The organism is Geobacter sulfurreducens PCA (assembly GCF_000007985.2).
Lineage (GTDB): Bacteria > Desulfobacterota > Desulfuromonadia > Geobacterales > Geobacteraceae > Geobacter > Geobacter sulfurreducens.
Genome location: NC_002939.5, coordinates 2,019,896 through 2,045,226, shown reverse-complemented (window position 1 = coordinate 2,045,226; position 25,331 = coordinate 2,019,896). Strand labels below are relative to the sequence as shown.

Here is a 25,331-nt window from a genome sequence, read left to right as displayed (position 1 = left end):
CTCATGTCAGTATATCTGGATAATGCCGCCACTTCCTTTCCCAAGCCCGATGCTGTCTACGAAGCCGTTGACTACGCCCTGCGCCGCGTGGGGGTCGGTCCCGGCAGGGGAGGGTACCGGCGGAGCATCGAGGCGACACGGATAGTGTTCGAGACGCGTGAGGCGGTGGCAACCCTGCTGGGGGTGGCCGATTCCTCCCGCGTGGTGTTTACCCACAGTGCCACCGAAGCGCTCAATCTGGCGGTTTCGGGACTCCTCTCCCCCGGCGACCACGTGGTTACCACCACCGTGGAGCACAACTCTCTGGTCAGGCCGCTCCATGCAGCGTCGGGGCGGGGTGTGGAAGTGACCAGTGTTGCTGCCGACCGTCGGGGATTCGTTACCCCGGACGCCGTTGCGGCAGCTATGAGGCCAAACACGCGTCTCGTGGCCCTTTCCCACTGTTCCAACGTTACCGGTGCGCTGCAGCCCGTTGAAGAGATCGGCGCTGAAGTGAAAAAGCGGGGCGCCCTGCTGTTGGTGGATGCGGCCCAGTCTGCCGGCATGATTCCCCTGGATGCACCGGCAATCGGCATAGATCTGCTGGCGGCACCCGGACATAAGGGACTCTTCGGGCCCCAGGGAACCGGCATCCTCTACGTGGCCGATGGGGTCGAGCTCACGCCGCTCATGGTGGGGGGGACCGGCGTCCACTCTTCCGACGAGGAACAGCCGGCCGCCATGCCCGAGCGGTACGAGAGCGGCACCCTCAACACTCCCGGCATCGCCGGCCTCGGGGCGGGGGTGGCATTCATCGAGCGGACGGGGATTTCTGCCATCAGGGAGCGGGAAACCTCTCTGGTCCGGCAGATACTGGAAGGGCTTGCCGGCATGCGACGGGTAACCGTTCACGGCCCGGCCGCTGACGAACCCCGCGGGAGCGTCGTCAGCTTTTCCGCCACGGACACGGATCCGCAGACAATCGGTTTCCGCCTTGACCACGACCACGACATCAGCGTCAGAGTGGGCCTCCACTGTGCACCCTCGGCCCACAGGACCATCGGAACCTATCCCACGGGGACGGTGAGGGTGAGCCCCGGTTTTTTTACCACCGACAACGAGGTGGAGCTCTTTCTGCGTGCTCTTCGCGAGATTGTCGGTGGATGAGAAAGGTGGCAGCCGTGAAAGGTAAAGGTATGCCGGTGTTCGTCGCAGGTGTGCGTGCCGCCGCCGCGGCTTTTGTCCTGCTTCTCGCTGTTGCCGGCTGTTCGCTCCCCCCGGAACGGCCCGTAACCAAGGACGAGCTTTACGGAACAGGGATTTACAGTTTCTACCAGATCAAGGAATCCCCCGAGAGTGTCCTTGCCGCCCTCAACCGCGAGGGGGAAGTTATTCTCGATGCCCGATACCGGGAACGCCCGGTCTACATCAAGATTCTCGCCCTCTCTTCGGGGCTCCAGGTGCACGTGATCGACAAATAGTGCGTCCGGCAGGACGCGTCATTCCACTTTAGCCAACGAAAGCAAACTCACATGATCAAAAACTTCGTGCTCGATACCAACGTCCTTCTTTACGATCCCCAGGCCATCTTCAAGTTTGAGGAAAACAACATCATCATTCCCATAACCGTTATCGAGGAGATCGACCGGTTCAAAAAGGACATGAACGAGACCGGCCGCAACGCCCGGCAGCTTTCACGCTACCTTGACGAAATGCGGGCAACCGGTTCCCTCGCCAACGGCATTGCCCTCGAAACCGGCGGTACCCTGCGCGTAGAGATGTACGAAGAGAAATTCATGAAGGTGCTTCCTCCCGAACTGCGCGAGGAGCGGGGCGACAACCGGATCCTGGCCGTGGCGCTCAGGGTCAAGGAGCAGGATGAGGCCACGCCGGTCATCTTCGTGACCAAGGATACCAACCTGCGCATCAAGTCCGACGCCCTCGGCCTCAAGGCGGAAGACTATGAGTCCGACAAGGTCGATATTGAGGAACTCTATCCCGGCTTCACTGAACTCGAGGTGTCGGCGGAGATGGTGGACCGCTTTCACGGTCAGGGGTGGGTCGATCTTACCGGCTACGACCTGCACCCCAACCAGTTCGTCACCCTGCGCGATGCGGCCAACCCCTCCCACACTGCCCTGGGAAAATACCGCGCTGACCAGAAGCGGATCACCCCCATCGCCAAAAACGGCAAAGACGGGGTCTGGAGCATCCATCCCCGCAACCGGGAACAGGCCTTTGCCTTTGACGCCCTGCTGGACGACTCCATCAAGCTCGTGACGCTGGTGGGCAAGGCGGGCACCGGCAAGACGCTTCTGGCCATAGCGGCCGGATTGCACAAAACCGCCGAGGAAAACGTCTACAACAGGCTTCTGGTCTCCCGTCCCGTATTCCCCATGGGACGCGACCTGGGCTTCCTTCCGGGTGACATCGAGGAAAAACTGACCCCGTGGATGCAGCCCATCTTCGACAACGTGGAGCTTCTCCTCTCGGGCCACGAGGCCGAAAAGCGGCACAGCAAGGGGTACAAGGAGCTCATGGCCATGGGAATCATGGATATCGAGCCACTGACCTATATTCGCGGCCGCTCCATTCCGCTTCAGTTCATGATCGTGGACGAGGCCCAGAACCTCACCCCCCACGAGATCAAGACCATCATCACCCGGGCCGGCGAGGGGACCAAGATCGTGCTCACGGGCGATCCCTACCAGATCGACAACCCTTACGTGGACGCATCCTCCAACGGTCTTACCTACGTGGTGGAGCGCTTCAAAGGGGTGCCCATCGCCGGCCATGTCACCATGACCAAGGGTGAGCGGTCGGAGCTGGCGGAACTGGCGGCGAACCTCCTCTAGCGTTCCATGCTCGTACTTGCCATCGAAACATCGTGTGACGAAACCGCTGCCGCCTTGGTGCGCGACGGGCGCTCCATCCTGTCAAGCGTGGTTTCCTCCCAGGTGAAGGATCACGCCGTCTACGGCGGGGTTGTACCCGAAATTGCCTCGCGCAAACACCTGGAGACCATTCCCGCGGTTATCGGCGAGGCCCTGCGCTTGGCGGACGTGACCCTCGATCACGTGGAAGGGGTTGCGGTGACCCAGGGGCCCGGACTGGCCGGCGCTCTCCTGGTCGGCCTGTCCGTGGCCAAATCCATCGCCTTTGCCAGGAGACTGCCCCTGGTAGGAGTCAATCACATTGAAGCGCACCTTGCCGCTATTTTTCTTGAACGCGAGGTCGCCTATCCCTATCTGGCCCTGGTGGTGTCGGGGGGGCATTCCCACCTGTACCGGGTCGACGGTATCGGCCGGTGCACCACCCTCGGCCAGACCCTGGACGATGCTGCTGGCGAAGCCTTCGACAAGGTGGCCAAGCTGCTGGGCCTCCCCTATCCGGGCGGCATCGAGATTGATCGCCTGGCCTCCGCCGGTGACCCGGATGCCATCGCCTTTCCGCGGCCTCTGCTCCACGACGGCAGCTTCAACTTCAGCTTCAGCGGCCTCAAGACCGCGGTGCTCTCTGCGGTGAAGAAGCAGGGGCTTCCCGAGGGAAAATCCCTGGCCGACTTCTGCGCTTCGTTCCAGAAGGCCGTCTGTCATGTGTTGGTGGAAAAGACCTTTCGTGCCGCGGAGGCGGCAGGTATTGACCGGGTCGTGGTGGCAGGTGGGGTGGCCTGCAACAGTGCGCTGCGGCGGGAAATGGCCCATGCCGCCGCTGCGCGGGGCGTGGAGCTCATGATCCCGTCGCCGTCGCTATGCGGAGACAATGCCGCCATGATCGCCGTGCCGGGTGACTATTACCTGCGCTGTGGGGAGCAGGGCGGTCTCGCGCTTGACGCACGGGTGAACTGGCCACTTGACCTGCTCGGGTCGGGGAGGGAGGGGTGAGAGGGGACGGCATCCGTGCCCGGAAGGCGCTCGGGCAGAATTTTCTCACTGACCGTTCGGTTCTTTCCCGCATTGCGGCCCTAGTGAGTGCCGGTGCCGGCGAGCGGATTCTGGAGATCGGCCCCGGCAAGGGAGCTCTGACGTCATATCTGGCGGAACAGGCCGGACAGCTCGTGGCCGTTGAGTTGGACGACCGTCTGGTGCCGCTCCTGCGCGGCAGTTTTGCCGGAAACCCCTCAGTTACGATCATCGAAGGTGACATCCTCGACCTGGATCTCCGCGAAACCCTCGGCCGCTACGGCACGCCTCCCTGGAAGGTGGCGGCAAACCTGCCCTATAACATATCCACGCCGGTCCTGTTCAGACTGCTCGATGCTCGGGATCTATTCAGCCGGCTCGTACTCATGCTTCAGAAAGAGGTGGGCAACAGACTCGCTGCGGGGCCGGGGAGCAAAGAGTACGGTGTCCTGTCGGTCCTGTTCCAGCTTCACTTTGATGTGACCCGTGAGATCCTCGTCAGGCCCGGCTCGTTCCATCCTGTGCCCAAGGTGGATTCGGTGGTTCTCTTGTTTGTTCCCCTGGCGCAGCCACGGGTGGACGTGGGGGACGAGGACTACTTCAGGCGGGTGGTCAAGGCATCCTTTGCCATGCGCCGCAAGACGCTCTGGAATTGTTTGAAGGGAGGGGCGCTGGGTGTGCCGACGGACGGCATCAGGGATGTTCTGGCACGCTGCGGCATCGACGAGGGAAGGCGCGGCGAGACGCTGTCCCTGCAGGAGTTTGCCTCATTGACCAAGGGGCTTCTGGCGGCCGGCGGCTCGCTTTAGCCCCGTGCATCATAGCGGGCGCGGAAAGAAAGAAGCCGTTCGCTGGGCGAACGGCTTCCTAGTGCCACGGGCAGGATATCGTAATCAGGCAGTAGCTTTCTTGGCGCGAGTAGCCTTGGTTTTAGCCGGCTTTTCGGCCGCAGCCTTCTTCTCCTGAATCTTGGCGGCGCGTACGGCGCGCGCCTTGGCGAGATTTTCGGCAAGCCCCCGGTCCTTGGCCATCTGCTTGCGTGCCTCGGAGAACTTTTTGGCGGTAAGCGGTTGGCTGCTGGGGATGTTGAACTGCTTGCGATATTCGCCCGGCTTCATCTGGTGCACTTGGGCCAAGTGGCGGGTAAGGGTTTTCATCCCACCCTTGCCGCAGATCATGCAGCATACCTGGTCGGCCTGGAATGCTTTCTTGAGCGTCATGGCCGGGGCCTTGGCTTCCTCTGCCGCAACCTCGGGTGCAGCAGCACCACCTTCAAGCTGTTGCAGAGTAGCATGAACCTTTTGAATTTCCTGAACCAGTTCTTCCGTGGAAAGCTCTGACACAGCAGCGTGTGAGGATACAATACTCGCGGTCAATTCCAATAATGTCGGCGCCATTGACTCCCTCCTTTGATTTGTGAGAATTACATGAATAACCTGAGTACATATTTAGCTGTATTGTCAGACAAAAGCAAGTGATAAATCGTTGAAATATACCTGTAAAATGAGATTGACCCATAGCTTCAACTTTTGATACGTTATGTACCACTTCTGTATACGGCAATGCAGAGGAGAAAGGATACGGCTAGATGGCTCAAATTGAGATTGATGAATCGAGGTGCAAAGGGTGTGGCCTCTGTACGCTCGCCTGTTCGCGCAAACTGATCGTGATGAGTAGTACGATCAATAAATACGGCTATGTCACCGCCGTCATGACCAGCCAGGATCAATGTACCGGCTGTGCTCTCTGTGCGGAGATATGCCCTGACGTTGCTATTAAGGTTTATAAATAGAGTAACAGTATCTGAAACACCATTTGTATGGAGGCAGCTTTGACAAAGCGACTGTTCATGAAGGGTAACGAGGCCCTGGCCATGGCCGCCATCGAGGCCGGATGCCGCTACTATTTCGGCTATCCCATCACACCCCAGAGTGATATTCCCGAATACATGTCCCGCGAACTCCCCAGCCTCGGCGGGGAGTTCATTCAGGCAGAGAGCGAGATCGCATCCATCAACATGCTTCTGGGGGCTTCGGCCACCGGCGTCCGGGCCATGACATCATCGTCAAGCCCCGGCATATCGCTCAAGCAGGAGGGGATCTCCTATATGGCCGGCGCCGAACTGCCCGGCGTCATCGTCAACATCTGCCGTTCGGGTCCGGGACTCGGCGGCATCGACGCATCCCAGGCGGATTACTTCCAGGCGGTAAAGGGGGGAGGGCACGGGGGGTATCACATCATCGTCCTCGCACCCTCGTCGGTCCAGGAGATGTACGATCTGACCATGCTCGCCTTCGACCTCTCCGACATCTACCGGATGCCTGCCATGGTCTTCGGTGATTCGGTCATCGGCCAGATGAAGGAATCACTCACCCCCAACCCGCGCCCCTCATCCGTGCTGCCGCCCAAAGATTGGATCGTGCGGGGCAAGGGGGACGGCGAACAGCGCGTGGTCAAGTCCCTCTATCTGGGTGATGGCGAGCTTGAAGCCCACAACTGGAAGCTCCATGCCCGCTACGCCGAACTGAAGGAAAAGGAGGCGCGCTGGGAGGAATTCATGCTCGACGATGCCGAATTCCTGGTGACCGCCTTCGGCTCCGCGGCCCGCATCGCCAAGACCGCGGTCATGAGTGCCCGGGAGCAAGGGCTTAACGTGGGGCTTCTGCGCCCCATTACCCTGTTCCCCTTTCCGGAGAAGGCGTACCGCACCGCCACGGCGCGTTGTAAAAAGGTGCTCGATATCGAGCTGAACGCCGGCCAGATGGTTGAGGATGTCCGTCTCTCCGTTGCCGCAGGCACCGACGTCTTTTTCTACGGCCGTCCCCCCGGTGCCGGTTCACTCCCCACGCCCGAAGAACTGCTTGAACAGATCAGAAAATTTTATTGAGGTACATATGCAACAGGTCTTCAAAAAGCCGGTCAGTCTCAAGGATGTCCAGACCCACTTCTGTCCCGGGTGCCATCACGGCACCTTCCACCGCCTCGTGGCCGAGGCCATGGATGAATTCGGCGTGCAGAAGAAGACCATCGGGGTTGCCTCGGTGGGGTGCTCCGTTTTTCTCTACGGCTACTTCGATATCGATGTGGTCGAGGCGCCCCATGGCCGGGCTCCCGCCGTGGCCACCGGGGTCAAGCGGGCCCGTCCCGACGCCTTTGTCTTTACCTATCAGGGAGACGGGGACCTGGCCGCCATCGGCACCTCCGAAATCATCCATGCGGCCAATCGCGGCGAAGACATCACTGTTATCTTTGTCAACAACACTACCTACGGCATGACCGGCGGCCAGATGGCTCCCACCACTCTGGTCGGGCAAAGGACTTCCACTTCGCCCTATGGCAGGAAGAACGAGAAGGACGGCTCGCCCATCCGGATGGCGGAACTGCTGGCTCAACTGGAGGGGGTAGCCTTTTCGGCCAGGGTCGCCGTGAACAACCCCAAGAACCTCATGGACGCCAAGCGCCAGATCAAGAAAGCCTTCCGTTATCAGGCCGAGGGCAAGGGGTTTTCCTTCATCGAGGCACTCTCCTCATGTCCCACCAACTGGGGCATGGACGCCCTGGCTGCCAACGAACGGGTAGGGACCGAAATGTGTGCCTATTTCCCGCTCGGCGTCTTCAAAAACACCGCTCAACTTTAAGCAGGGAGTATTTTCATGCGTCACGACGTATTCATTGCCGGCTTCGGCGGCCAGGGAGTCCTGCTCGCCGGAAACATCCTGGGCCAGGCGGCCATCATCGAAGGTAAAAACGTTTCATTCTTCCCCTCATACGGAGTTGAGAAGCGGGGCGGCGCCGCCATGTGCACCGTTGTTATCGCCGACGACGAAGTGGGGTCTCCCGTCATCGGCAGCCCTTCTGTTGCAGTCATCCTCAATCAGGCATCCTTTGACAAATTCTTCGCCAGGGTCAAGACTGGCGGGCTCTGTATCGTCAACAGCTCGCTGGTGGACGTACCTGCAGGTATGCGTTCCGACATCACAGTAGTTGCCATCCCCATGAACGACATTGCCGTGGATCTGGGCGATCCGCGCATGGTCAACATGGTTGCGCTTGGCGCCTATGCCGCCAGGACCGGCGCGGTTTCTCTCCAGTCACTTGAAGATGCCCTCAAGGAAACGCTTCCCGAGCGCAATCATCGATTCATCCCCGCCAACGTCAAGGCCATTGCCGCCGGCGCGGGGTATGGCGGCTAGGAACTGAACTTTCGGTCCCGCATTCCGTCTTCAGGTCGTCTTTGCCCGGCTCTTCCTCGCAAAATTCTCAACGTAGCCCTGCTACGCCTGCGGATTTGCCCGGCCGGATTCGTGGCGGATCCGGGTGCGAGTCTTTGAGAAGTTATCTACTGAAGCGCATGGGAGTATCTACCGGGTTAACGGGGGGCAGGGATGCCCGGAAGAAAAAATTGAAAAAAATGCTTGACGCTTCATGGGGCCTCGTGATAAATAATTGTCCTTCCTCTTGGGGTGTCGCCAAGCGGTAAGGCACCGGATTTTGATTCCGGCATTCCAAGGTTCGAATCCTTGCACCCCAGCCAGTTCAACATCTGGCGGACGGCCAGTGTCGATAGTGGCTGCGGCACAGGTTCAGAAGCGAACATAAAGTTTGGTCCCATCGTCTAGTGGTTAGGACACCGGCCTTTCACGTCGGTAACAGGGGTTCAAGTCCCCTTGGGATCACCATTTAAAGCGGCAATCCTTCTTATAAAGGATTGCCGCTTTTTTTATCCACACCCTGCCCGGCAAAAACGTTACCCACGTTTCACTCACGTTGTATCTCCCGATTCCTCACCGAATTTTTTCGTGTTATGTTGAGATTGTTTTACGGTCCACGTTGGGTATACATATTGCTGTTACGTAATAATACAGTGATTGCTCTTCACGGGCTGCCCTGTCAGGAAGAGCGTGAAGCGGTGTTCTACAGGCTTGAAGGAGGATTGGAAAAATGGTCTTACATGGTCGGAATGTTGGCATTTTCAGGGTTGTATTAGCGGTGGTTTTGACAGTTATTGTCGCAACCGGAGCCTGGGCCGCAACGTTGACCGGCAACGTCCAGAACAGCAGTGGCAAGGCGGGGCGTGTCTATCTCAGGGCCTCCAACAACAGTTTCGGGACCTCGTTCACAATTGCCGCCGGGCAGACACTCCCCTTTTCCATCAGAGGGGTCACCAGCAACAATATGTATACCGTGGACGCCTTCCTCGATGTAACCGGTTTGGGGGTTCAGCACGCCAACGATCCGACGGGTATCTCCTCTTCTGTCCAGGTCACCAGCGACACAACGTATAATGTCGGGACCATTACGCTCGCCAATCCCAGTGTGCCCTTCAGCGGGGAATACAGCCCCCTGGCCACGCCACTGGCGGCAAACGGCGCGGTGTTTCTCATGCTGGACAGCGATTTTTATTATTCCGAACAGTACAACCGGGAATATCCCGTGGCTGAAACGTTCGATGTTGAACGGGCAACGAACGGGAGTGCAAATCCTGCCATATGCGCCAGTCTCACCAACATAACAACCGTGAAGACCGGGATCAAGAACCGTGATCAGGGTGCCTGGGCAGACAGCGCGGGGCAGGCTACAAGCTGTTATCGGGTCACTGCCCATGCGTCTGGCCAGGCATCAGTCACCTCCTCCTGGATGCCCGTCATGCCGAAGCAGGGATCCCGAAGCGTAAGCGGAACCATCACCATCAACGGCGTCACCCCCAGCGGTCCCCTCTACGTGGCTGTGGTGGATGAGTCAGGCGATCCGCCGAAGGTTGCCGCAGCTGCCATATCAAATCCATCATCCCCGCAAGCCTTCACCATCACCGGTGTCGAGGACGGCACCTACTTCCTCTTTGCCTTTCTGGACATGAACAACAACGGGACTGAGGACTTCGGGGACGTGGTTTTCGGTGAATTCAACACAACCCATGTTGTTGTGAATGGCCAGAACGTGACCGGCGTTTCGGCCACCATGACGGCTGTCGATTCTCTTGCTTCCATCATGACGAACCACTGGACCGGCAACTCCCAATGGGGATATTTCGACAATTACAGCCTTAATTTCGCAATTGACGGCATGCGCAAGAAGCCGGTCACCGTGGTGGTCACCTCCGGCCCGAATATAGCCGTGCCCATCGATATTGGGCTTAATGATTGGGGATTCTCGTCATGGGTGTTTATCAACTCCACGCGGCCGACCCCCGGCAGTCAGTACAATCTTGACATCACTTACGAGGGAGACAGTTCTCCGACCCCGACCACCGTCACCATTTCAACGGTTCTGGACGCCTTTGCCACCAACCTGGCGCCGACAGGCAATATTCAATTTAATCAGAACCAACTCTTCTCATGGGCAGCCCCCTCGTCTCCTCCAGCCTCCTACACCTATACCGTTCAAGTCAGCGACGCCACAAACTACAACCAGATATGGTATATCGAGGACCTGCCGTCCACGACTACCTCGGTCACCTACAACCAGAACAATGAGGCGTTCGGCCCTCTTGAAGCAAACAAGACATGTCAGTGGAGCGTCAGCGTAAGGGACGCAGCCGGCAACGCCGCGTTCCGCCAGACCGTTTTCACCCCGGTCACCGGACCGGCTATCAACGGATTCAACCCCGCCGGAGGCAATACCGGCACAACCGTGTACATTGACGGACTCAACTTCAGCACCACGCCTGCTAATAACGTCGTTACGTTTGCCGGCAGCATGGGAAGGGTTGCGGCAACCGTAACCAATGCCACTGCGAGCAGATTGACTGTTACGGTTCCATCCGGAGTGACCACCGGCACTATTCAGGTGACATCCAGCGGCGTCGGTTCTGCGGAAAGTACCAGCAGCTTCAGCGTCGGAACAGCCGGATCCTTTGCAGGGCTGGTCGTGAATTCCGCAAGCACTCCTCTGGGTGGTGTTGCCGTCAGCCTAGGGGGCAACCCGTCAGTCACGACAACCAGCCAGGTCGGGACCGGCTCCTTCTCGCTCGGCGGACTTCCCGCCAACGGCACCTATGACCTCGTGGCAGAGAAGACAGGCTATTTGCCCGCCGTCTCCGCCGTCATCAACGGCGGCTCTGCCATTACTACCACTGCACCGTTTCTTCTCTTCACTCAGGCCGAAGTGAATAGCTGGGGTGTCTACGCCGGCAAAGGGGTGATTACGGCCCGCGTCGTAGACCAGAGCGGCAACCCGATAGGCGGCGCCGTAGCTTCGATCCAAAGCGGCATGGGCAAAACCTACACGGCATACTACTCATCAGACGGCATTACCTTTGGTGGGACCTCGACCTCTGCCAATAACGGCCTCATCGTCATTCCCAATCTAGAGCCCAATGACTGGGTCACTCTCGGCGCATCCAAGACCGGCTGGACGTTCTATACAACAAGTTTCCGCGTGAGACCCTTTGCCGTGGGCGAGGGGGCGGTTTTCGGGGCGCCCAGCATGCCCTCGGTTTCCGGCATCTCCCCCCAGTCCGGTAAAGCGGGAAGTACCGTAACCATCACCGGCAGCAATTTCGAAACAACCCAGTCCGTCACTCTCGCAGGCCAGAACGCGTCCTTTGTCGTCAACTCGGCAACCCAGATCACCGTCACCGTCCCTGCCGGAGCCTCTACCGGGGCATTCGTTGTCAACACCCTTGGCGGCGATGCGGGATCCGGGCTCTTCACGGTTCTCCAAACCCTTGCCGTTACGACTACGGGCACCGGCAATGGAACCGTCACCAGCGTTTCTCCTGATTCCAGAATCGCCTGCCAAAGCGGGTCAGCAACCAACTGCTCCGCTGACTTCGATAAGGGGATAACCGTAACCCTCACGGCTACGCCCGACAATTCCGGATCGATTTTCAGCGGCTGGAGTGGCGCATGTACGGCCAGTGCCGGAGACTGCAGCGTGACCATGGACGCCGACAAGGCAGTCACTGCAACCTTCTCCGTCACGCCCAATCTCAAGCTCATCAACGGCATGACGGAAACAACCTTCGCCTCTCTTGCCGATGCATATGCCGCCGCCGTAACGGGCGACACCATCATGGCGAGGGCCCTGGACTTTACCGGACCCTTTAACTTTAACCGTAACGTTGCGATACTGCTTAGCGGCGGATACGACGCCTCGTTCACACCGACTGCCGGCTACACCAAGCTACTCGGCGGACTCACGGTATCGCTCGGTAGCGTTACATTCAGCAATGTAGCGCTTCAGTAACCTGTATGTTACGTGTTACAAAATTATAATTTGCGGTTTGCCTCGCGAATTGTGTAAAGTGTGGTATATCAAGTTTTTACAGGTCACCTACCGCACACGTTTTTTTGCGTGTGCAAGGAGAACTAGCATGCAGTTTCAGCGTAGCAGGGGCACCAAAGAAGGTGAGAATGATTCTCCTGGCGGCCGGGATACTGGTTGCCATGCCCATGGATCGAGATGCAGAAGCAGTCGTGAGCAAAGCCTTTGTTACGGTAGGTCTCACTCCGTCGTTTACGGGCGTTGGGTCGATCAGCTTTCTTGTCAACAACCCAGCGGGCACGAGTTACCTTAGCACTACCCTTCTCAACCAGGCAGCTTCCCCCAATCTTGTTGAGACTACCGTTACAGATGCCAATACCATTTCATTTTTCTGGGCCGAGGTCATCAGCGGGATCAACACCACATCTTTGCCGCTTTTTGAGTTCGAGTACACGGTAGCGAATGACCAATATCCTGCCTTTTCGCTTGGACTGGATCAGAATGCAGGCATGGGCATCTACGACGTTAACATCCTGCCGCTCAGCACGTCACTTTCTTCATTTGTGCTGGCAACGCGCTACCTCACCGATACCGGCGTCACCCAGTATCCCGTCACGGTAACGGTCAGCGGCGCGGGAAGCGGGACGGTAACGAGCAACCCTGCAGGCTTAACCTGCACGAGCGGCCCCTGCCTGTATGGATTCGACGCGAACAGTCAGGTTACATTGATGCCTACCCCCAGTTCCGACTCCTATTTCAAGGCATGGACCGGGTCCTGCACCGGAACGGGTAACTGCGTGATATCTTCGCTGGCTGCCGGGGCAACCGTTGGCGCGGAATTCGCCAAATACCAAGCCATACGGATAGCGGGAACTACATCTTATTTTGACACTGTACAAGATGCTTACAACACTGCAACAACCGGAGCCGTACTGGAGGCCATGGCAACTACTTCCGCCTCCCTTGGAGCTCTGACCATGAACACCAACAAGACCATAACACTGAAGGGAGGTTACAACGGAGATTATACCCCCAGTACGACCCTGACGACCACGGTTGGCACGATCACGGTGGCGGCTGGCACATTAATTGCTCAAAATATCGTTGTAAACTAAACCTCATTTTGCTATTTTAGCAAAGATCCTCGCGGGGAAAGGAGCATCACATGAAGAGAAAGGTTATGTTGGCGGTTGCGGCTTCAGTTGTAGCACTTATGCCGGTGATGGCCCAGGCGGCGAATAAGTTGATTGTGAAGAATGCCACAGGTACTACTGATATGTTTGTGGTGACGGATGGAGGGCTTGTTGGTTCTGGTACTAATGCACCGGCTGCAGCATTCCACGCCAAGGGTAACACGTATGTTTCTACTCAAATAGTAGCTCACTGGAACGGCATTAACGCTGGTGTGGATAGTAGATATGCTGGAGGTGGCTTTATCGGGTTATACAATGGCGATAATAATGCTTTACCTTTAGCTAATAACCGCCTTGGGTATTTCTTGTTCGGCGCAGCAAATGGCGCGGGAAAGCTGATTGGCTCCGGCTTGAACTTTGCTGCCGAAAAGACTTGGACAACTACATCAATTCCAAGTTATATATCATTTCTGACGGCACCAGAAAACTCTGTTAACATGTCAGAACGAGTTCGGATTACCAGTGCTGGTAATGTCGGTATAGGATCCTTTGCTCCTACTCAGCGCCTTGAAGTGGCAGGTGGTGTTAAACTCAATACCACTGCGGTGAAGCCAGCATGTGATGCAAATGTAAGAGGGACGATTTGGTTCACCAGGGCAAATACTGGAGCTGCAGATACTTTGGAAGTTTGCTCTAAGGATGCAACAGAAAATTATGCCTGGAGAGCTTTATATTAATTAGTTTCCTACATTTGTTGTCATAAGGGCTAACTTAGGTTAGCCCTTTTTCATGTTTGGCGTCTTACCTTGCCTCTTTATCCAACCACTAAATATTAGTATTTTAGCGGTTGAGGGATGTGCCAGCAAGTTCATCTGGCGTTCAATTGGTCGGGGAACTGTGTGGTCTGCTTGAGTTATAAACCCTGCTAGATTCTATTTCTGCCTCGCGACATGCAGACCGATAAATATGTTCTCATCACTCGGCTTGGTTTGAAACTTTGGATAAATGTGTTCTGGACTTTTTTCTGGCTGAATGAACCGTGGCCTTACGTTATTTGTACCCACTCATCCATCGCTCTGCTGGTGAATTACGGGCCGTTATCGACGGCAATGGTTTAGCAACCCACGGGTGGCGGCGAGTTGATCCGTAAACTTCCCCAAATCGAAGATATGCTAAAAGTAGAGCCCTCTGGCACAATACTGAGCCAGAACTATGGTGACAGGGTGTCCTGGAGAATGGTAAAAATAGTTCAAAAGAATTAAGTGATGGAGGAATACGGTGTCTATCCTGCAAAAAGTTACTAGATTTATAACAAACTATGATGATACTGCTTCCGCTGGATCTAGATTTCGATCAAAGCGAATAATTCCTCTATTGCAGATGATTAAAGCTGTATACAATATTCACGGTGAAGTTAAAATAATTGACGTTGGTGGCACATGTAACTATTGGAACATTGTGTCTAAACAATGGATGTTAAAATACAATGTAAAAATAACATTGGTTAATTTGCCTGGCACCGCTGTTTCAATTAATAGTGAGATATTTGAATTTGTACAAGCAAATGGCTGTAATCTTGAAACGTTTAGGGATAAATCATATCATATTGGGCACTCAAACTCTGTTCTTGAACATGTTGGCGACTGGGACAACATGGTTAAATTTAGTAGTGAGTTATGCAGAGTATCAGAAAGGCAGTTTGTGCAGACGCCCAACTACTGGTTTCCAATTGAACCACATTGTATGATTCCGTTCTTCCATTGGCTACCAAAGCCTGTTCGAATTAGATTGGTTATGTCATTTAGCTTAGGGCATTGGAGTAAGGCCAGATCAGTTGATCAAGCTGTTAGAATAGTAGAAAGTGCAAGATTGCTGAATAAACTTATGTTTAAAGAGCTGTATCACGAGGCAAATATAATTACAGAAAGATTTATGATGTTGCCTAAGTCATTCATAGCGATCAATAATAGTACGAATATATGATGTTTGCTAATTAGTTGCGACTATGACTAGCTGTGTAGGTTTACTTGTCAGAATAATTTAAATATTATCGATACTGCTTGTTCTCCATCTTATTGTATAAGTTAGCACGTACCACTAGTGTCCCAACGTTTAGTTGAATAAAACCAGCTGGTTAGCTGTTATTCCGGATCGTTTTCGCAATCCGACTCTGTAAGTACTTGTAATTCTAATATTATCTCAAAAACCGTTACGCTCAGGACCTGTAGAATTGTGTAGATACTGGCGTTGGTTTTCAGCCTTTTCTTCATGATAGCAACGAGCAGATACACGGAGACAGCAATCCAGATTTGAGTCTTTACCGCGTTTTCGGAGGTTCCGTAAAAGGACTTGATCCTCAGGTTCTGCTTGATTCACTTGAAGAACAGCTCGACCTGCCATCTGTTTCGGTAGAGTTGGGCTCTGGTCAGGGCCGGCAGATCGAAATTATTGGTCAGAAAAACGAGCGTTCTGTCGTTTTCGGCATCGTAATACTTCACCCTGCGGAGCTTTTCCGGGTAATGCTTCGCCGAATTGACGCCGGTAAGCAGAATCGTCTGATCGCACATGATTCCCGTTGAACGATCCGTTGGTCCGGAATAAACGCGCCGGAATTTCAGGTTCGACTTTGCACGAATGACAAAGAAGGCCCGGAAATGGTGGAAAGGGTACAACCGCTGGAAGTCGAGGTATCCCCGATCCATGACGTAAAATGCCCCTGGCTCCAGCGGGACGAGGTCGAGGGTGTTGACCTCGTGGAGCCTGCCATCGGAAATGTAGATGAAGCTCGGGATGTTGCCACGCAGATCGAGCAGGGTATGCAGTTTCACCGCAGCCTTTGTCGTTCTGAACTCTGCCCAGGGAAACATTGAAAGACACAGATTGATCGTTGTGGCATCCAAAGCGTAGACGGTGTTGTCGAGATCGAGAGCGAGGCTGTCGCCGGCATAAAGCTTTCGGGCTGTCTGGATCAGAGAGTATGCGAAGTCGGCGTAAATCCGCCAATCCCTGATCTTGTTGGCATTGGCGATGGCGTTGCGGGAAATGGAGCTGCGGATTCCCATGTGGTAAAGCTTGCTCTTCTGCGCTCGCAGACAGGCTTCGATATCCCGCAGGCTTTCCCGGTAGGTGAGTTGAGCAAACGCCATGCAGAGGTAGTGGTCGAGACAAGTGAAGTCCTTGACCTTGAAGTTGCCGCGGTATCGCTCGACGCATTGATGGAAGACATGGAGCGGAAGATGCTCCATTATCTGAGAGAAAACGAGCTTCCCGGGATACATGGCAACACCTCCCGTACTTTGCTGCACGAGAGTGCCGGGGGTTTCTGGGAAAATTTCAAGTCGGTTAAATGCCATAAGCTCGTTTTATTTCAACCAGCACAAGGAGTTACGCCGATGCCGGCGACCAACGTTGGGACACTAGTGAGCATGGATGTAAAAGATGATGCTGGCTTTTGGTTGTGATTCCTTTTGGGCCAATGTTGTAGTGATCTAATAGAGTTGGTCAAAATTGCGAGGATACTATGGCTAATCTACAAAATGAATGTTGTAACGCTAACGATAGCAGCAACAATTTTGAAGCTGAGAGAATTTGCATTCTAGAATACCTAGAGGTTGTTTTATGTGGCTGGAAGCTGATAACAATATTGACCGTTTTGGCATTTGTTTTGTCATTGGTTATTAGTATTAGTTTGCCAAATGTCTACAAAGCAACAACGCGCATTCTTCCGCCACAGCAAGATTCTGGATTGCTAGGTCTTATGTTAGGGCAAGCAGGTTCTTTTGGTGGTGTAGGACCATTGGCGACAGATCTGCTGGGTAAAGCGAATCCTGCAGATATGTACGTTAGTATTATGACAAGTGAGGCTATAAGTGATAAGATTATTGATAAATTCAATTTAATGAAGGTATACAACGAGAAATACCGCATTGATGCATACAAAGTACTTGATAATAATATTGATATTCTTGCTGGTAAGAAGGATGGTATAATTACAATATCTGTTGAGGACGAAGATCCGCAGCGAGCTGCCAATATTGCTAATGCTTATGTAAATGAACTGAGTAATCTTTTAGTTCAACTAAATTCGAAGGAGTCAGCGCAAAATAGAGTATTTTACGAAGAGAGACTTGCTAAGGCAAAAGTTGATTTAGCTCGATCGGAAGACAATCTAAAGCAATTTCAGACAAAATATAAAGTCGTGTCAGTAGCTGATCAGGCACAAGCAGCAATTTCTAATATTGCTCAACTGAATGCTCAGTTGATCGCCCAAGAAATTCAATTATCAAATCTTAGAAAACAATTTACTGAAGATAGTCTAGAGGTAAAAAACGTTAAATCAACCATTAATGGACTGAGGAATCAAATATCTCGAATTGAAAGTCGTGAAGCCGGAGGTGCTATCCCGAATATGGGGTTGATTCCTGAGTTAGGACAACAGTATTTTCGCCTTATGCGAGAATTTAAAGTCCAAGAAGCGATTGTAGATTTACTTACAAAACAATTTGAGTCAGCAAAACTCGGCGAACTTAAGGATTCATATTATGTACAAATAATCCAAACTGCACGGGTTCCTGACAAAAAATCTAAGCCAAAACGTAGTATGATAGTTGCTATGTCCACAGTTATAACATTTGGCTTTGGTATCCTATCAGTAATAATTATGCATATGCTATCGAAACTACCAAGTAACGAGCTTGTTGTATGGAACAGGATAAAGTCAAGAGTAGTTAAAAGAATATAAATGTAGCCACTTAAGGAGTCATAATGGAAAGTAAGAAAGTATCTGTAATAGGTTTAGGATATATTGGACTTCCAACTGCGGCGCTATTCGCTTCAAGAAAAATAAGAGTAGTTGGCGTTGATATAAATATGGAAGTTGTAGATACAATAAACCGCGGCGAGATACACATAGTCGAACCAGATCTTGATATGCTCGTAAATGCAGCTGTAGTTGGCGGTTATCTTCGAGCAACTACTTCTCCTGAGGCGTCCGATGCGTTCATAATTGCTGTGCCAACGCCTTTCAGGGATGGAAAGAAGCCCGACTTAAGCTATGTGGAGACTGCTACTAGAATGATTGCTGATGTACTGAAGAAGGGGGATTTGGTAATTTTGGAATCAACCTCACCAGTCGGAACTACAGAACAAGTGGCAGAATGGCTAGCCGCAGCAAGACAAGACCTGACCTTTCCGCATCAAGTTGGTGAATCATCAGATATTAGGTTAGCGCATTGCCCGGAGCGGGTGTTACCTGGACAAATATTGCGTGAATTAGTCCAAAATGATCGAGTAATTGGTGGAATAACTCAGAAATGTTCAGCTGAAGCAGTTAAATTGTATAAAGCCGTTGTCAATGGTGAATGCATTGTGTCTGACGCACGAACTGCTGAAATGTGCAAATTAACAGAAAATAGCTATCGAGATGTGAATATTGCATTTGCGAATGAATTATCACTTATTTGCGATCAGCTTGGTATTAATGTTTGGGAGCTAATCAGGCTAGCGAATCGACATCCACGGGTCGATATACTTCAGCCTGGTCCTGGTGTAGGTGGTCATTGTATTGCTGTCGACCCGTGGTTCATAGTAAGCAAAACCCCCGATAAAGCACGTCTCATCCGAATGGCGAGAGAGGTCAACGATGATAAGCCGTATTGGGTTGTTGAAAAGATCAAAACAAAGGCTACCAGATTTAAGCACCCAGTAATTGGTTGTTTAGGCATAACTTTCAAAGCAAATATTGATGACCTAAGAGAGTCGCCAGCCTTAGAGATAGTTCGTGACCTTATGGCTTCTGATGTAGGGCATATACTTGTGTGCGATCCTCATTGCACAAATATGGAGTTGGAATTTCCTATTGTCGAATTAAATGAAGTTGTAGTATCTGCAGATATATTAGTTGTTCTTGTTGATCATCAAGAATTCAAAAACATAAGACCAGATACCCTAAAAGAAAAAATTATTATTGATACACGAGGTATTTGGAGTTAGGCTGAAACCAAAGGTGGATTGTGATTAATCTCGAGGCAACTAAACATAAAATAAGAAGTCACGCATCATTTGGTGTAATGGCTATTGGAGCTATTTCGATATTTGTCATAAATTTTGTACTTAAGCACGTAATGGGACCAGCTGATTACGGCAAATATACTGTACTGATGACGTATTTGTCAGCGCTGATTTCTTTTGGTTTTTTAGGCTTCGACCAAATAGTTGTTAGATTGTCAAATGTTGTGGATCAGATTGTCTATATCAATCGCAAATTAATATATTACATCTTAATATCTGGATTAATTACCGCCTTGTTTGCAGCTTGTATTGCGTATTTAACCTATATAGCGACAGATTCGTTTATACAATTGTTTGTAATATTCTTGCTCAGTAATTTTATTTATTTAGTGTCTACTGTGAATCGACTCAAGTCACAATTTGTTCTTTCACAAGTATGTAGTCACGCATGGAAGTTTTTCTTATTGTTTTATGTAATTAATGCAGTTGTCACTTCTGGCAAGCTAACTTATCTTGAAGTTACGTTTGCAATAACTATCAGTATGATATTTTGCGGGCTCATCGCGTTAGTTACCTGTTGTAGATCAAAGATTAGAGGGTGCGATGATACAAATAATAACTCAAAATTATTGGTTGGATTTATATTGTCAATAGCAATCATTACTTATTTGAATTATTTTGATAGACTCATAATCAATAATAAGGTCGGACTGATAGAGGTTGGCGATTACTTTTATTTGCAGAACTTTTTTAGTTATCCATTTGTATTAATTAGTACGTACGTTGGATTTAAAGAAATGATCTACTTTAAGACCCATATTTCTATGGATATTGTAAGAACAAAGATCATTCATGCAATTAAGTTGGGAATCGCATTGTTGCTGCTAATAACAGTTATGGTTACTGTGGTACAATTAAAATATCACAATTTGTCGGTTACTGTTTATGATGCACCGCTAATTATTATTATGAGTATTACTTCTGTTATACGCCTAATATATTCAGTACTATCATCAGTCATGGGTGCTATCGGTACTAGTCATGCCGTTTTAACAAGTAACATTGTGTCAGGAGTATCTGTATTAGTTGGTACGTTGATAGTTATAGCATACTTAAAATCAATTATTATGATTGCATTTATATTTGCAGTATTTTGGACTATCAGAACTATAACATATTATTATCAAATACGAGGATTTATATATGAATATCGCGAGAGCGATTAGGCACGAAATATTGATGTGGATCCAGTTTGTTGTAAAATACATTCCTGGTCGCACAGGCTGTTGGATTAGAAATATTCTTTATCCGTACCGATGCGGCAATAATGTCACCATTTGGGATGGTGTTCAAATCGACAAACCGTCCAACTTGGTAATAGGTAATAACGTCTCGATAAATAGAGGTTCTTTTATTAACGCAGAAGGTGGTGTATTTATTGGAAGTGATGTATTGATAGGCCCTAACGTGATTATATATTCTCAAAATCATAATTTTACGGGTGAGGAGTTAACAAGGCTCTGTGGGTATCAAAAAGCCCCTGTTGTCATTGAAGATAACGTATGGATTGCGTCTGGGTGTATTCTGTTACCTGGAATTAAATTGGGTAAGGGATGTGTTGTTGGTGCTGGTAGTATCGTAACACGAGATGTTCCTCCTAAGTGTTTGGCTCTCGGCAGTCCGGCAAGAGTTGTCAAGGAACTGTAAACATGATTGTCACTATATACAGTTATAATAATGCAACGCGATAGATTTCAGCGAATCGTCATAACATTTACGGCAATTATTGCGACAAGTTTCTTGTGTATTGCTAGTTCTCTTCTCGCTTTGAGCGTTCTTGCAGGATTTATAGTAGTTTATGGGTTGGTATTCGATAAAGAGAGTATTACTCATCCAGTCTATGTAATATCTGGTCTAGTGGGTTTTTACTTTATTTTCGGCTCATTGAATATTTCAACCTATAGAGGAGAGATATCAGAGCACACATGTTTACTTGAATATATGTTTTTATGTTCGATGATAATCGGTGTTCTAATTTATGATATTAAACCTAACGAACATGCACCCATACATTTAAAAGTACCAAATTTACTTTTGATTTTAGCTGGACTACCAGCCTTTGTCGGTTTGTTGTGGATTGGACTTTCACCTGGCTTTCCTCTATTTGACCCAAATTTATTTACTAAAGTTCGTGGCAAGGCCTATTTTTTATCAGAAACTATATTTGTCTTATTTGTTTTGGTAATTAATAATATCTATCTGAAGGAGTTTTCTAAGATAAAACGTGCATTAATAATAGCAGGTTTGTTATTCTTTATTTCTTTGCCAGGGTATAGAGGATGGCCAATTATTGCAATATTGTGCTTATGTCTGCTAAGCCTTAGGTATAGGCAAAAAAAATTATTCACTACATTAGCTATGTATAGTGTATTGGTTTTAGGACTAATTACTGGGTTAGCATATTATCGTAGGTTACATAGTGATGAGCTAATATTGGCCGAGCTAGTAGTCCAAAAATTTGATGCGGAACAGTTAGGTGTGTTTGGAGCCTTATTACATTTTGCATTACGAGAGAGTATTGCGATATCACAGTTTCTTATTGAAAGATATCAGCAAAATGTCAGAGAAATACACGGTTCGTTATTTTTATCAGATTTTATGACAATGTTTCCAGGGAGTAGAGATTCAGGCGGAATAATGATCGCTAGTATCTTTGGTGAGTATAGCGGTGTTGGATTGACTCCTGGGGCATTAGGTGCACTAATTTATGAGTTCGGCACTATAAATACATTCTTCATTGCGATGTTGATTGGTATTATCTTGAGCTATTTTTATAAAATATCTTTGAAGTATGCTGTACCTGGCTATAGCTGTCTGTATTATTTAATAATAATATATATTATTCACTATATCCACAGAGGTATTCCTAAGCCAAGCTATTTAACAAACCCTCTTTTAATAATTTTTTTGTTAACCCTATCAAAACAGTTATCAAAAAATATTAAACATCTAAAGGATATTAAGTGAAGATTTGTCATGTAGCATATCAAACATGGCCTACCCAGTGTGGGGCTGTTACACGGCTTGAACAATTATTAGAAGCTCAACATTTACTGGGCGTGGACACTTTTGTTATTAGCAGTCCGTTTCAAATGGCCAATTCTGCGTGTGCTATAGAATGTAGAAGAGGAATTAAGTACTATCGGACGTCAATTGGGTTTAAGCACATCGGATTTTCAAATGCTATTGGATTTTGGGGACGATTACATAAGTTTACTCACATATTTTCTTTTGTTCGTCAGGTCTGGAAGATATGTTGTATTGAAAAGCCAGACATAATTCATGCTCACGCGACATTTTTTATTGGTTTAAGTGCCTGGTTTGTTGCCCGATTCATGGGAATACCATGTGTCTATGAGGTCCGCTCAACGTGGGAGGAAGATTTAAAGGGAGGTAGTTTCGTATATTTGCAACGATCAATTGTTAAATATATGGAACGGTTAACAATTAAGCTTTCCTCTGGAACGGTTTTTCTTTCAAAAGGATTGCAAGAGCACTACTGTAAAAGAATACCCGTGAACCGATCAGCTTTGATATATAATTGCGTGAAAGAGCCCACAACATCTTCAACAGGGCGAATGAATGATTCAGTATTCAATCTTGGCTATATTGGATCATTATATGATTACGAAGGTCTAGAGAATTTGATCAAAGTAGCGCAGCTCTTGAGGCAAACTGATATTAAGCTCCATATAGATATTGTTGGTGGAGGCCCATCTGAGCAGTATTTAATGGATTTAACACGAAAGATGCGACTCGATGATATTATAACATTTCATGGGAGGGTTAATCCAGATTCAGTGGACAGTTATTATAATAATATCGATGTTATTGTGTTGCCCAGACGGGATCTAGTTATAACTAATAGAGTGGCTGGATTAAAGCCAATTGAAGCTTTTTCTCATAAAAAGATTGTTGTAGCTTCTGACGTTGAAGGCATGAAAGAACTATTTGTTGATGGTATACATGGATTACTATTTCAAGCAGATAACATTAGTGACATGTACAATAAAATTACTTGGGTATATAATAATAAAGAGATTGCATGTAAAATAGCATTATCGGGGTATCAGTTGTTTCTTGAAAAGTATACTTTAGCTGCTATGGGAAAGCAGTATTTACATTTTTACGATGAGGTTTTGGTTAATTCACGCCATGAAATGTGAAGATGCGACAGTAAGTAACTTGTTCGGTTTGCCTTTTTATAATGGCTCATTCGACAGAGCAATAGAATGTCTTGTAAATGATCTTAAGCAAATCACTTATACCCCCAAAGTAGTAGTTACTCCAAATGTTGATCATATAGTCAGAATATATGATGACCCTCAATTGTACGAGGTATACAAGTCAGCTAATTATTTCTTCGCAGATGGCTTCCCAGTAGTTTTGTTAAGTAGATTCATGTCAACACGTATTCACGAACGAGTAACAGGTGCTGATATATTCCCGGCTTTATGTGAATTATCATCAAATCTCCATCTTAAAGTGTTTATTTTGGGGGGTCATTCAACTGAGCCTGCTTACCAGACTTTGAAGAAATTGTACCCCGGAGCTGATATACGCATTTATGCCCCATCAATGAATTTCGAGTATAACGGACCTGAAGGGCAGCAAGCTGTACGACTTGTAAATAGTTGGCAACCAGATATAGTATTTTGTTGTCTGGGGATGCCTAAGCAGGAGTTATGGGCTCTGAGTCACCAGCAAGAGTTGAGTGCTAAGTTAATTCTATGTGTCGGCGCTGCTCTTGATTTCGTTTTAGGTGATGCAAAGAGAGCACCTCTTTTGTTTCAGCGTATAGGTATGGAATGGTGCTGGCGACTTTTCCACGAGCCTTCGCGCCTCTGGAAACGCTATTTGTGGGGATTTTTTAAATTTGTCAAGATCGTTATAAGTGAGATTGGAAAACATAATGAAAGCACTAAATAAATATGTTCGACTTGCGACAGTATTCACTTTGTTGCTAGTTTTTTATGTTTTTTATTATCCGTCTAACGCGAATACAAATGATGTTATTTCGGTTAAGATTTATCCAAACTACAGTCAGCAGACACTTATCGGGTGGGGGGGCAACATTTACCCCTTTCCTGTAGATGATGATTTTATGAAGTATTTGCTAACGAGCTTACCGGTTAACCATTTGCGCATATTCAGCGATTTTCCTGATGTTCCAGGTGAGATCGAAGATAAATTTTTGTCATACATAAATAGTAAAGGTATTAATATTATACTGAACTTTAGATTAAATGACAGGACCTTGACAATTAACGACTTGCCTAAGAAGATATGCGATTATATCGAGTATTTAAATAAGCGTGGCATATCTGTGCGCTATTTAACACTGAATGAACCTGATGCGAAGTTAAGCTCTAAGTTTACTTTTGACAATTACGTAAGCCTTGTAAAACTAATCAAAACAGAACTGTTGCTTAGAAACTTATCTACAGAAATGGTTGGACCAGATACTGCTACACCAAATGGTAGATTTATTGAACGACTAGCTGAGGTAGGAGCTCTGAGTTATTTTAAGGCAATTGCATATCATTCTTATGAGTATAAAGGACTTGATGGTTTTGCTGCCATCGCCAATACTGCCAAATTCTATGATAAACCAGTCTGGATTACCGAACAAAATTATGATGCTGTAGGAAGCAATATGTATAGTAATACATATGCTGCAAATAACATTCGTAACCTTTTTTGGGGAATTAATAAGGGTAATGCAGAACTATGTTTATTTTTTTCTTTTGCGTGGGGACGTGACGGAGGTGTAGTTTTGTTTGATAAAGGTAAGAAGGTTAAACCTATATTTTACGAGTTACAAAAAGTTTTTAACACGATTCCGAAAGGAAGTGTTGTGCTTAAAACTGATTCAGAAATACCTGTATTAGCTGTAAGGTACAACAACAAAATAATAATAATGTTGTATAATGACCAGAATACTGACAAAAATGTCAGGATATCGATAGGAGAAAAGCAGGTGCTCAGATCAATAAAAGGCATGACTATGGATATAATCACTTATTAACTAATCACTAATATT

General features: G+C 49.2%; 22 protein-coding genes, 2 tRNA genes and 1 pseudogene. 23 read left to right on the top strand and 2 right to left on the bottom strand.

All coding sequences use genetic code 11. The features are described from left to right. Positions 1-3: 3 nt before the first annotated feature. The 5 genes from GS_RS09400 to rsmA are packed head-to-tail and all read left to right on the top strand — an operon-like array spanning position 4 to position 4,690. Entirely contained in the window at positions 4-1,146 is a 1,143-nt protein-coding gene (locus GS_RS09400) for an aminotransferase class V-fold PLP-dependent enzyme (RefSeq protein ID WP_010942513.1), read from the top strand. 29 nt (positions 1,147-1,175) lie between these two features. Next, complete coding sequence (locus GS_RS09395; protein WP_010942512.1) at positions 1,176-1,460, top strand: lipoprotein; 285 nt, start codon at positions 1,176-1,178, stop codon at positions 1,458-1,460. A 51-nt stretch (positions 1,461-1,511) separates the two neighbouring features. Continuing rightward, on the top strand, positions 1,512-2,834 hold the full coding sequence (locus GS_RS09390; RefSeq protein ID WP_010942511.1) for a PhoH family protein: 1,323 nt from the start codon (positions 1,512-1,514) through the stop codon (positions 2,832-2,834). A 6-nt stretch (positions 2,835-2,840) separates the two neighbouring features. Next, entirely contained in the window at positions 2,841-3,863 is a 1,023-nt protein-coding gene (gene tsaD, locus GS_RS09385) for a tRNA (adenosine(37)-N6)-threonylcarbamoyltransferase complex transferase subunit TsaD (protein WP_010942510.1), read from the top strand. Then, positions 3,860-4,690 carry a 16S rRNA (adenine(1518)-N(6)/adenine(1519)-N(6))-dimethyltransferase RsmA gene (gene rsmA, locus GS_RS09380; RefSeq protein WP_010942509.1) on the top strand — a complete coding sequence of 277 codons (831 nt, stop codon included), beginning with the start codon at positions 3,860-3,862 and terminating at the stop codon, positions 4,688-4,690. Before tsaD ends, rsmA begins: the two co-directional genes overlap by 4 nt. A gap of 84 nt (positions 4,691-4,774) precedes the next feature. Here rsmA and GS_RS09375 read toward each other — a convergent pair whose 3' ends face one another. Then, on the bottom strand, positions 4,775-5,278 hold the full coding sequence (locus GS_RS09375) for a MucR family transcriptional regulator (protein ID WP_010942508.1): 504 nt from the start codon (positions 5,276-5,278) through the stop codon (positions 4,775-4,777). 191 nt (positions 5,279-5,469) lie between these two features. On the opposite strand from GS_RS09375, the gene GS_RS09370 reads away from it, so the two are divergent. The 10 genes from GS_RS09370 to GS_RS09325 all read left to right on the top strand — a co-directional run bounded on the left by GS_RS09370 (position 5,470) and on the right by GS_RS09325 (position 15,202). Beyond that, positions 5,470-5,673 (top strand): 4Fe-4S dicluster domain-containing protein, encoded by a 204-nt coding sequence (locus GS_RS09370; RefSeq protein ID WP_010942507.1) that lies wholly within the window; start codon positions 5,470-5,472, stop codon positions 5,671-5,673. A gap of 39 nt (positions 5,674-5,712) precedes the next feature. After that, positions 5,713-6,768: a 3-methyl-2-oxobutanoate dehydrogenase subunit VorB gene (locus GS_RS09365; RefSeq protein WP_010942506.1), complete on the top strand. Its 1,056-nt coding sequence runs from the start codon at positions 5,713-5,715 to the stop codon at positions 6,766-6,768. Positions 6,769-6,775: 7 nt separating this feature from the next. Next, positions 6,776-7,519 carry a thiamine pyrophosphate-dependent enzyme gene (locus tag GS_RS09360; RefSeq protein WP_010942505.1) on the top strand — a complete coding sequence of 248 codons (744 nt, stop codon included), beginning with the start codon at positions 6,776-6,778 and terminating at the stop codon, positions 7,517-7,519. Positions 7,520-7,534: 15 nt separating this feature from the next. Further along, positions 7,535-8,074, top strand: a complete 540-nt coding sequence (locus GS_RS09355) for a 2-oxoacid:acceptor oxidoreductase family protein (RefSeq protein WP_010942504.1) — start codon at positions 7,535-7,537, stop codon at positions 8,072-8,074. 266 nt (positions 8,075-8,340) lie between these two features. Next, positions 8,341-8,415, top strand: a tRNA-Gln gene (locus GS_RS09350). A gap of 70 nt (positions 8,416-8,485) precedes the next feature. Then, positions 8,486-8,560, top strand: a tRNA-Glu gene (locus GS_RS09345). A 310-nt stretch (positions 8,561-8,870) separates the two neighbouring features. After that, entirely contained in the window at positions 8,871-12,068 is a 3,198-nt protein-coding gene (locus tag GS_RS09340) for an IPT/TIG domain-containing protein (RefSeq protein ID WP_235044856.1), read from the top strand. A 167-nt stretch (positions 12,069-12,235) separates the two neighbouring features. After that, positions 12,236-13,201, top strand: a complete 966-nt coding sequence (locus GS_RS09335; protein ID WP_010942502.1) for a hypothetical protein — start codon at positions 12,236-12,238, stop codon at positions 13,199-13,201. A 50-nt stretch (positions 13,202-13,251) separates the two neighbouring features. Further along, positions 13,252-13,956: a hypothetical protein gene (locus GS_RS09330; RefSeq protein WP_010942501.1), complete on the top strand. Its 705-nt coding sequence runs from the start codon at positions 13,252-13,254 to the stop codon at positions 13,954-13,956. A 541-nt stretch (positions 13,957-14,497) separates the two neighbouring features. Further along, complete coding sequence (locus GS_RS09325; RefSeq protein ID WP_010942499.1) at positions 14,498-15,202, top strand: hypothetical protein; 705 nt, start codon at positions 14,498-14,500, stop codon at positions 15,200-15,202. 129 nt (positions 15,203-15,331) lie between these two features. Here GS_RS09325 and GS_RS09320 read toward each other — a convergent pair. Next, positions 15,332-16,497 (bottom strand): annotated as a pseudogene (locus GS_RS09320) (IS4 family transposase). 242 nt (positions 16,498-16,739) lie between these two features. On the opposite strand from GS_RS09320, the gene GS_RS09315 reads away from it, so the two are divergent. From GS_RS09315 to GS_RS09280, 8 genes are read left to right on the top strand one after another with little or no spacing between them, the layout of a single operon-like run. Continuing rightward, positions 16,740-17,960 (top strand): GumC family protein, encoded by a 1,221-nt coding sequence (locus tag GS_RS09315; protein WP_010942498.1) that lies wholly within the window; start codon positions 16,740-16,742, stop codon positions 17,958-17,960. A 23-nt stretch (positions 17,961-17,983) separates the two neighbouring features. Continuing rightward, a complete protein-coding gene (gene wecC / locus GS_RS09310) occupies positions 17,984-19,210 on the top strand; it encodes a UDP-N-acetyl-D-mannosamine dehydrogenase (protein WP_010942497.1) in 1,227 nt (408 codons plus the stop codon). 20 nt (positions 19,211-19,230) lie between these two features. After that, the gene (locus tag GS_RS09305) at positions 19,231-20,454 is read left to right on the top strand and encodes a hypothetical protein (protein WP_010942496.1); all 1,224 of its coding nucleotides are present in this window, start codon (positions 19,231-19,233) and stop codon (positions 20,452-20,454) included. Further along, a complete protein-coding gene (locus GS_RS17750; protein WP_010942495.1) occupies positions 20,432-20,935 on the top strand; it encodes an acyltransferase in 504 nt (167 codons plus the stop codon). The genes GS_RS09305 and GS_RS17750 overlap by 23 nt, the downstream gene beginning before the upstream one ends. 30 nt (positions 20,936-20,965) lie before the next feature. Continuing rightward, on the top strand, positions 20,966-22,255 hold the full coding sequence (locus GS_RS09295) for a hypothetical protein (RefSeq protein ID WP_164930430.1): 1,290 nt from the start codon (positions 20,966-20,968) through the stop codon (positions 22,253-22,255). Beyond that, the gene (locus GS_RS09290) at positions 22,252-23,454 is read left to right on the top strand and encodes a glycosyltransferase family 4 protein (protein ID WP_010942493.1); all 1,203 of its coding nucleotides are present in this window, start codon (positions 22,252-22,254) and stop codon (positions 23,452-23,454) included. Before GS_RS09295 ends, GS_RS09290 begins: the two co-directional genes overlap by 4 nt. Beyond that, the gene (locus tag GS_RS09285; protein WP_164930429.1) at positions 23,444-24,217 is read left to right on the top strand and encodes a WecB/TagA/CpsF family glycosyltransferase; all 774 of its coding nucleotides are present in this window, start codon (positions 23,444-23,446) and stop codon (positions 24,215-24,217) included. The genes GS_RS09290 and GS_RS09285 overlap by 11 nt, the downstream gene beginning before the upstream one ends. Next, complete coding sequence (locus tag GS_RS09280) at positions 24,201-25,316, top strand: glycosyl hydrolase (protein WP_164930428.1); 1,116 nt, start codon at positions 24,201-24,203, stop codon at positions 25,314-25,316. The genes GS_RS09285 and GS_RS09280 overlap by 17 nt, the downstream gene beginning before the upstream one ends. Positions 25,317-25,331 lie beyond the last annotated feature (15 nt).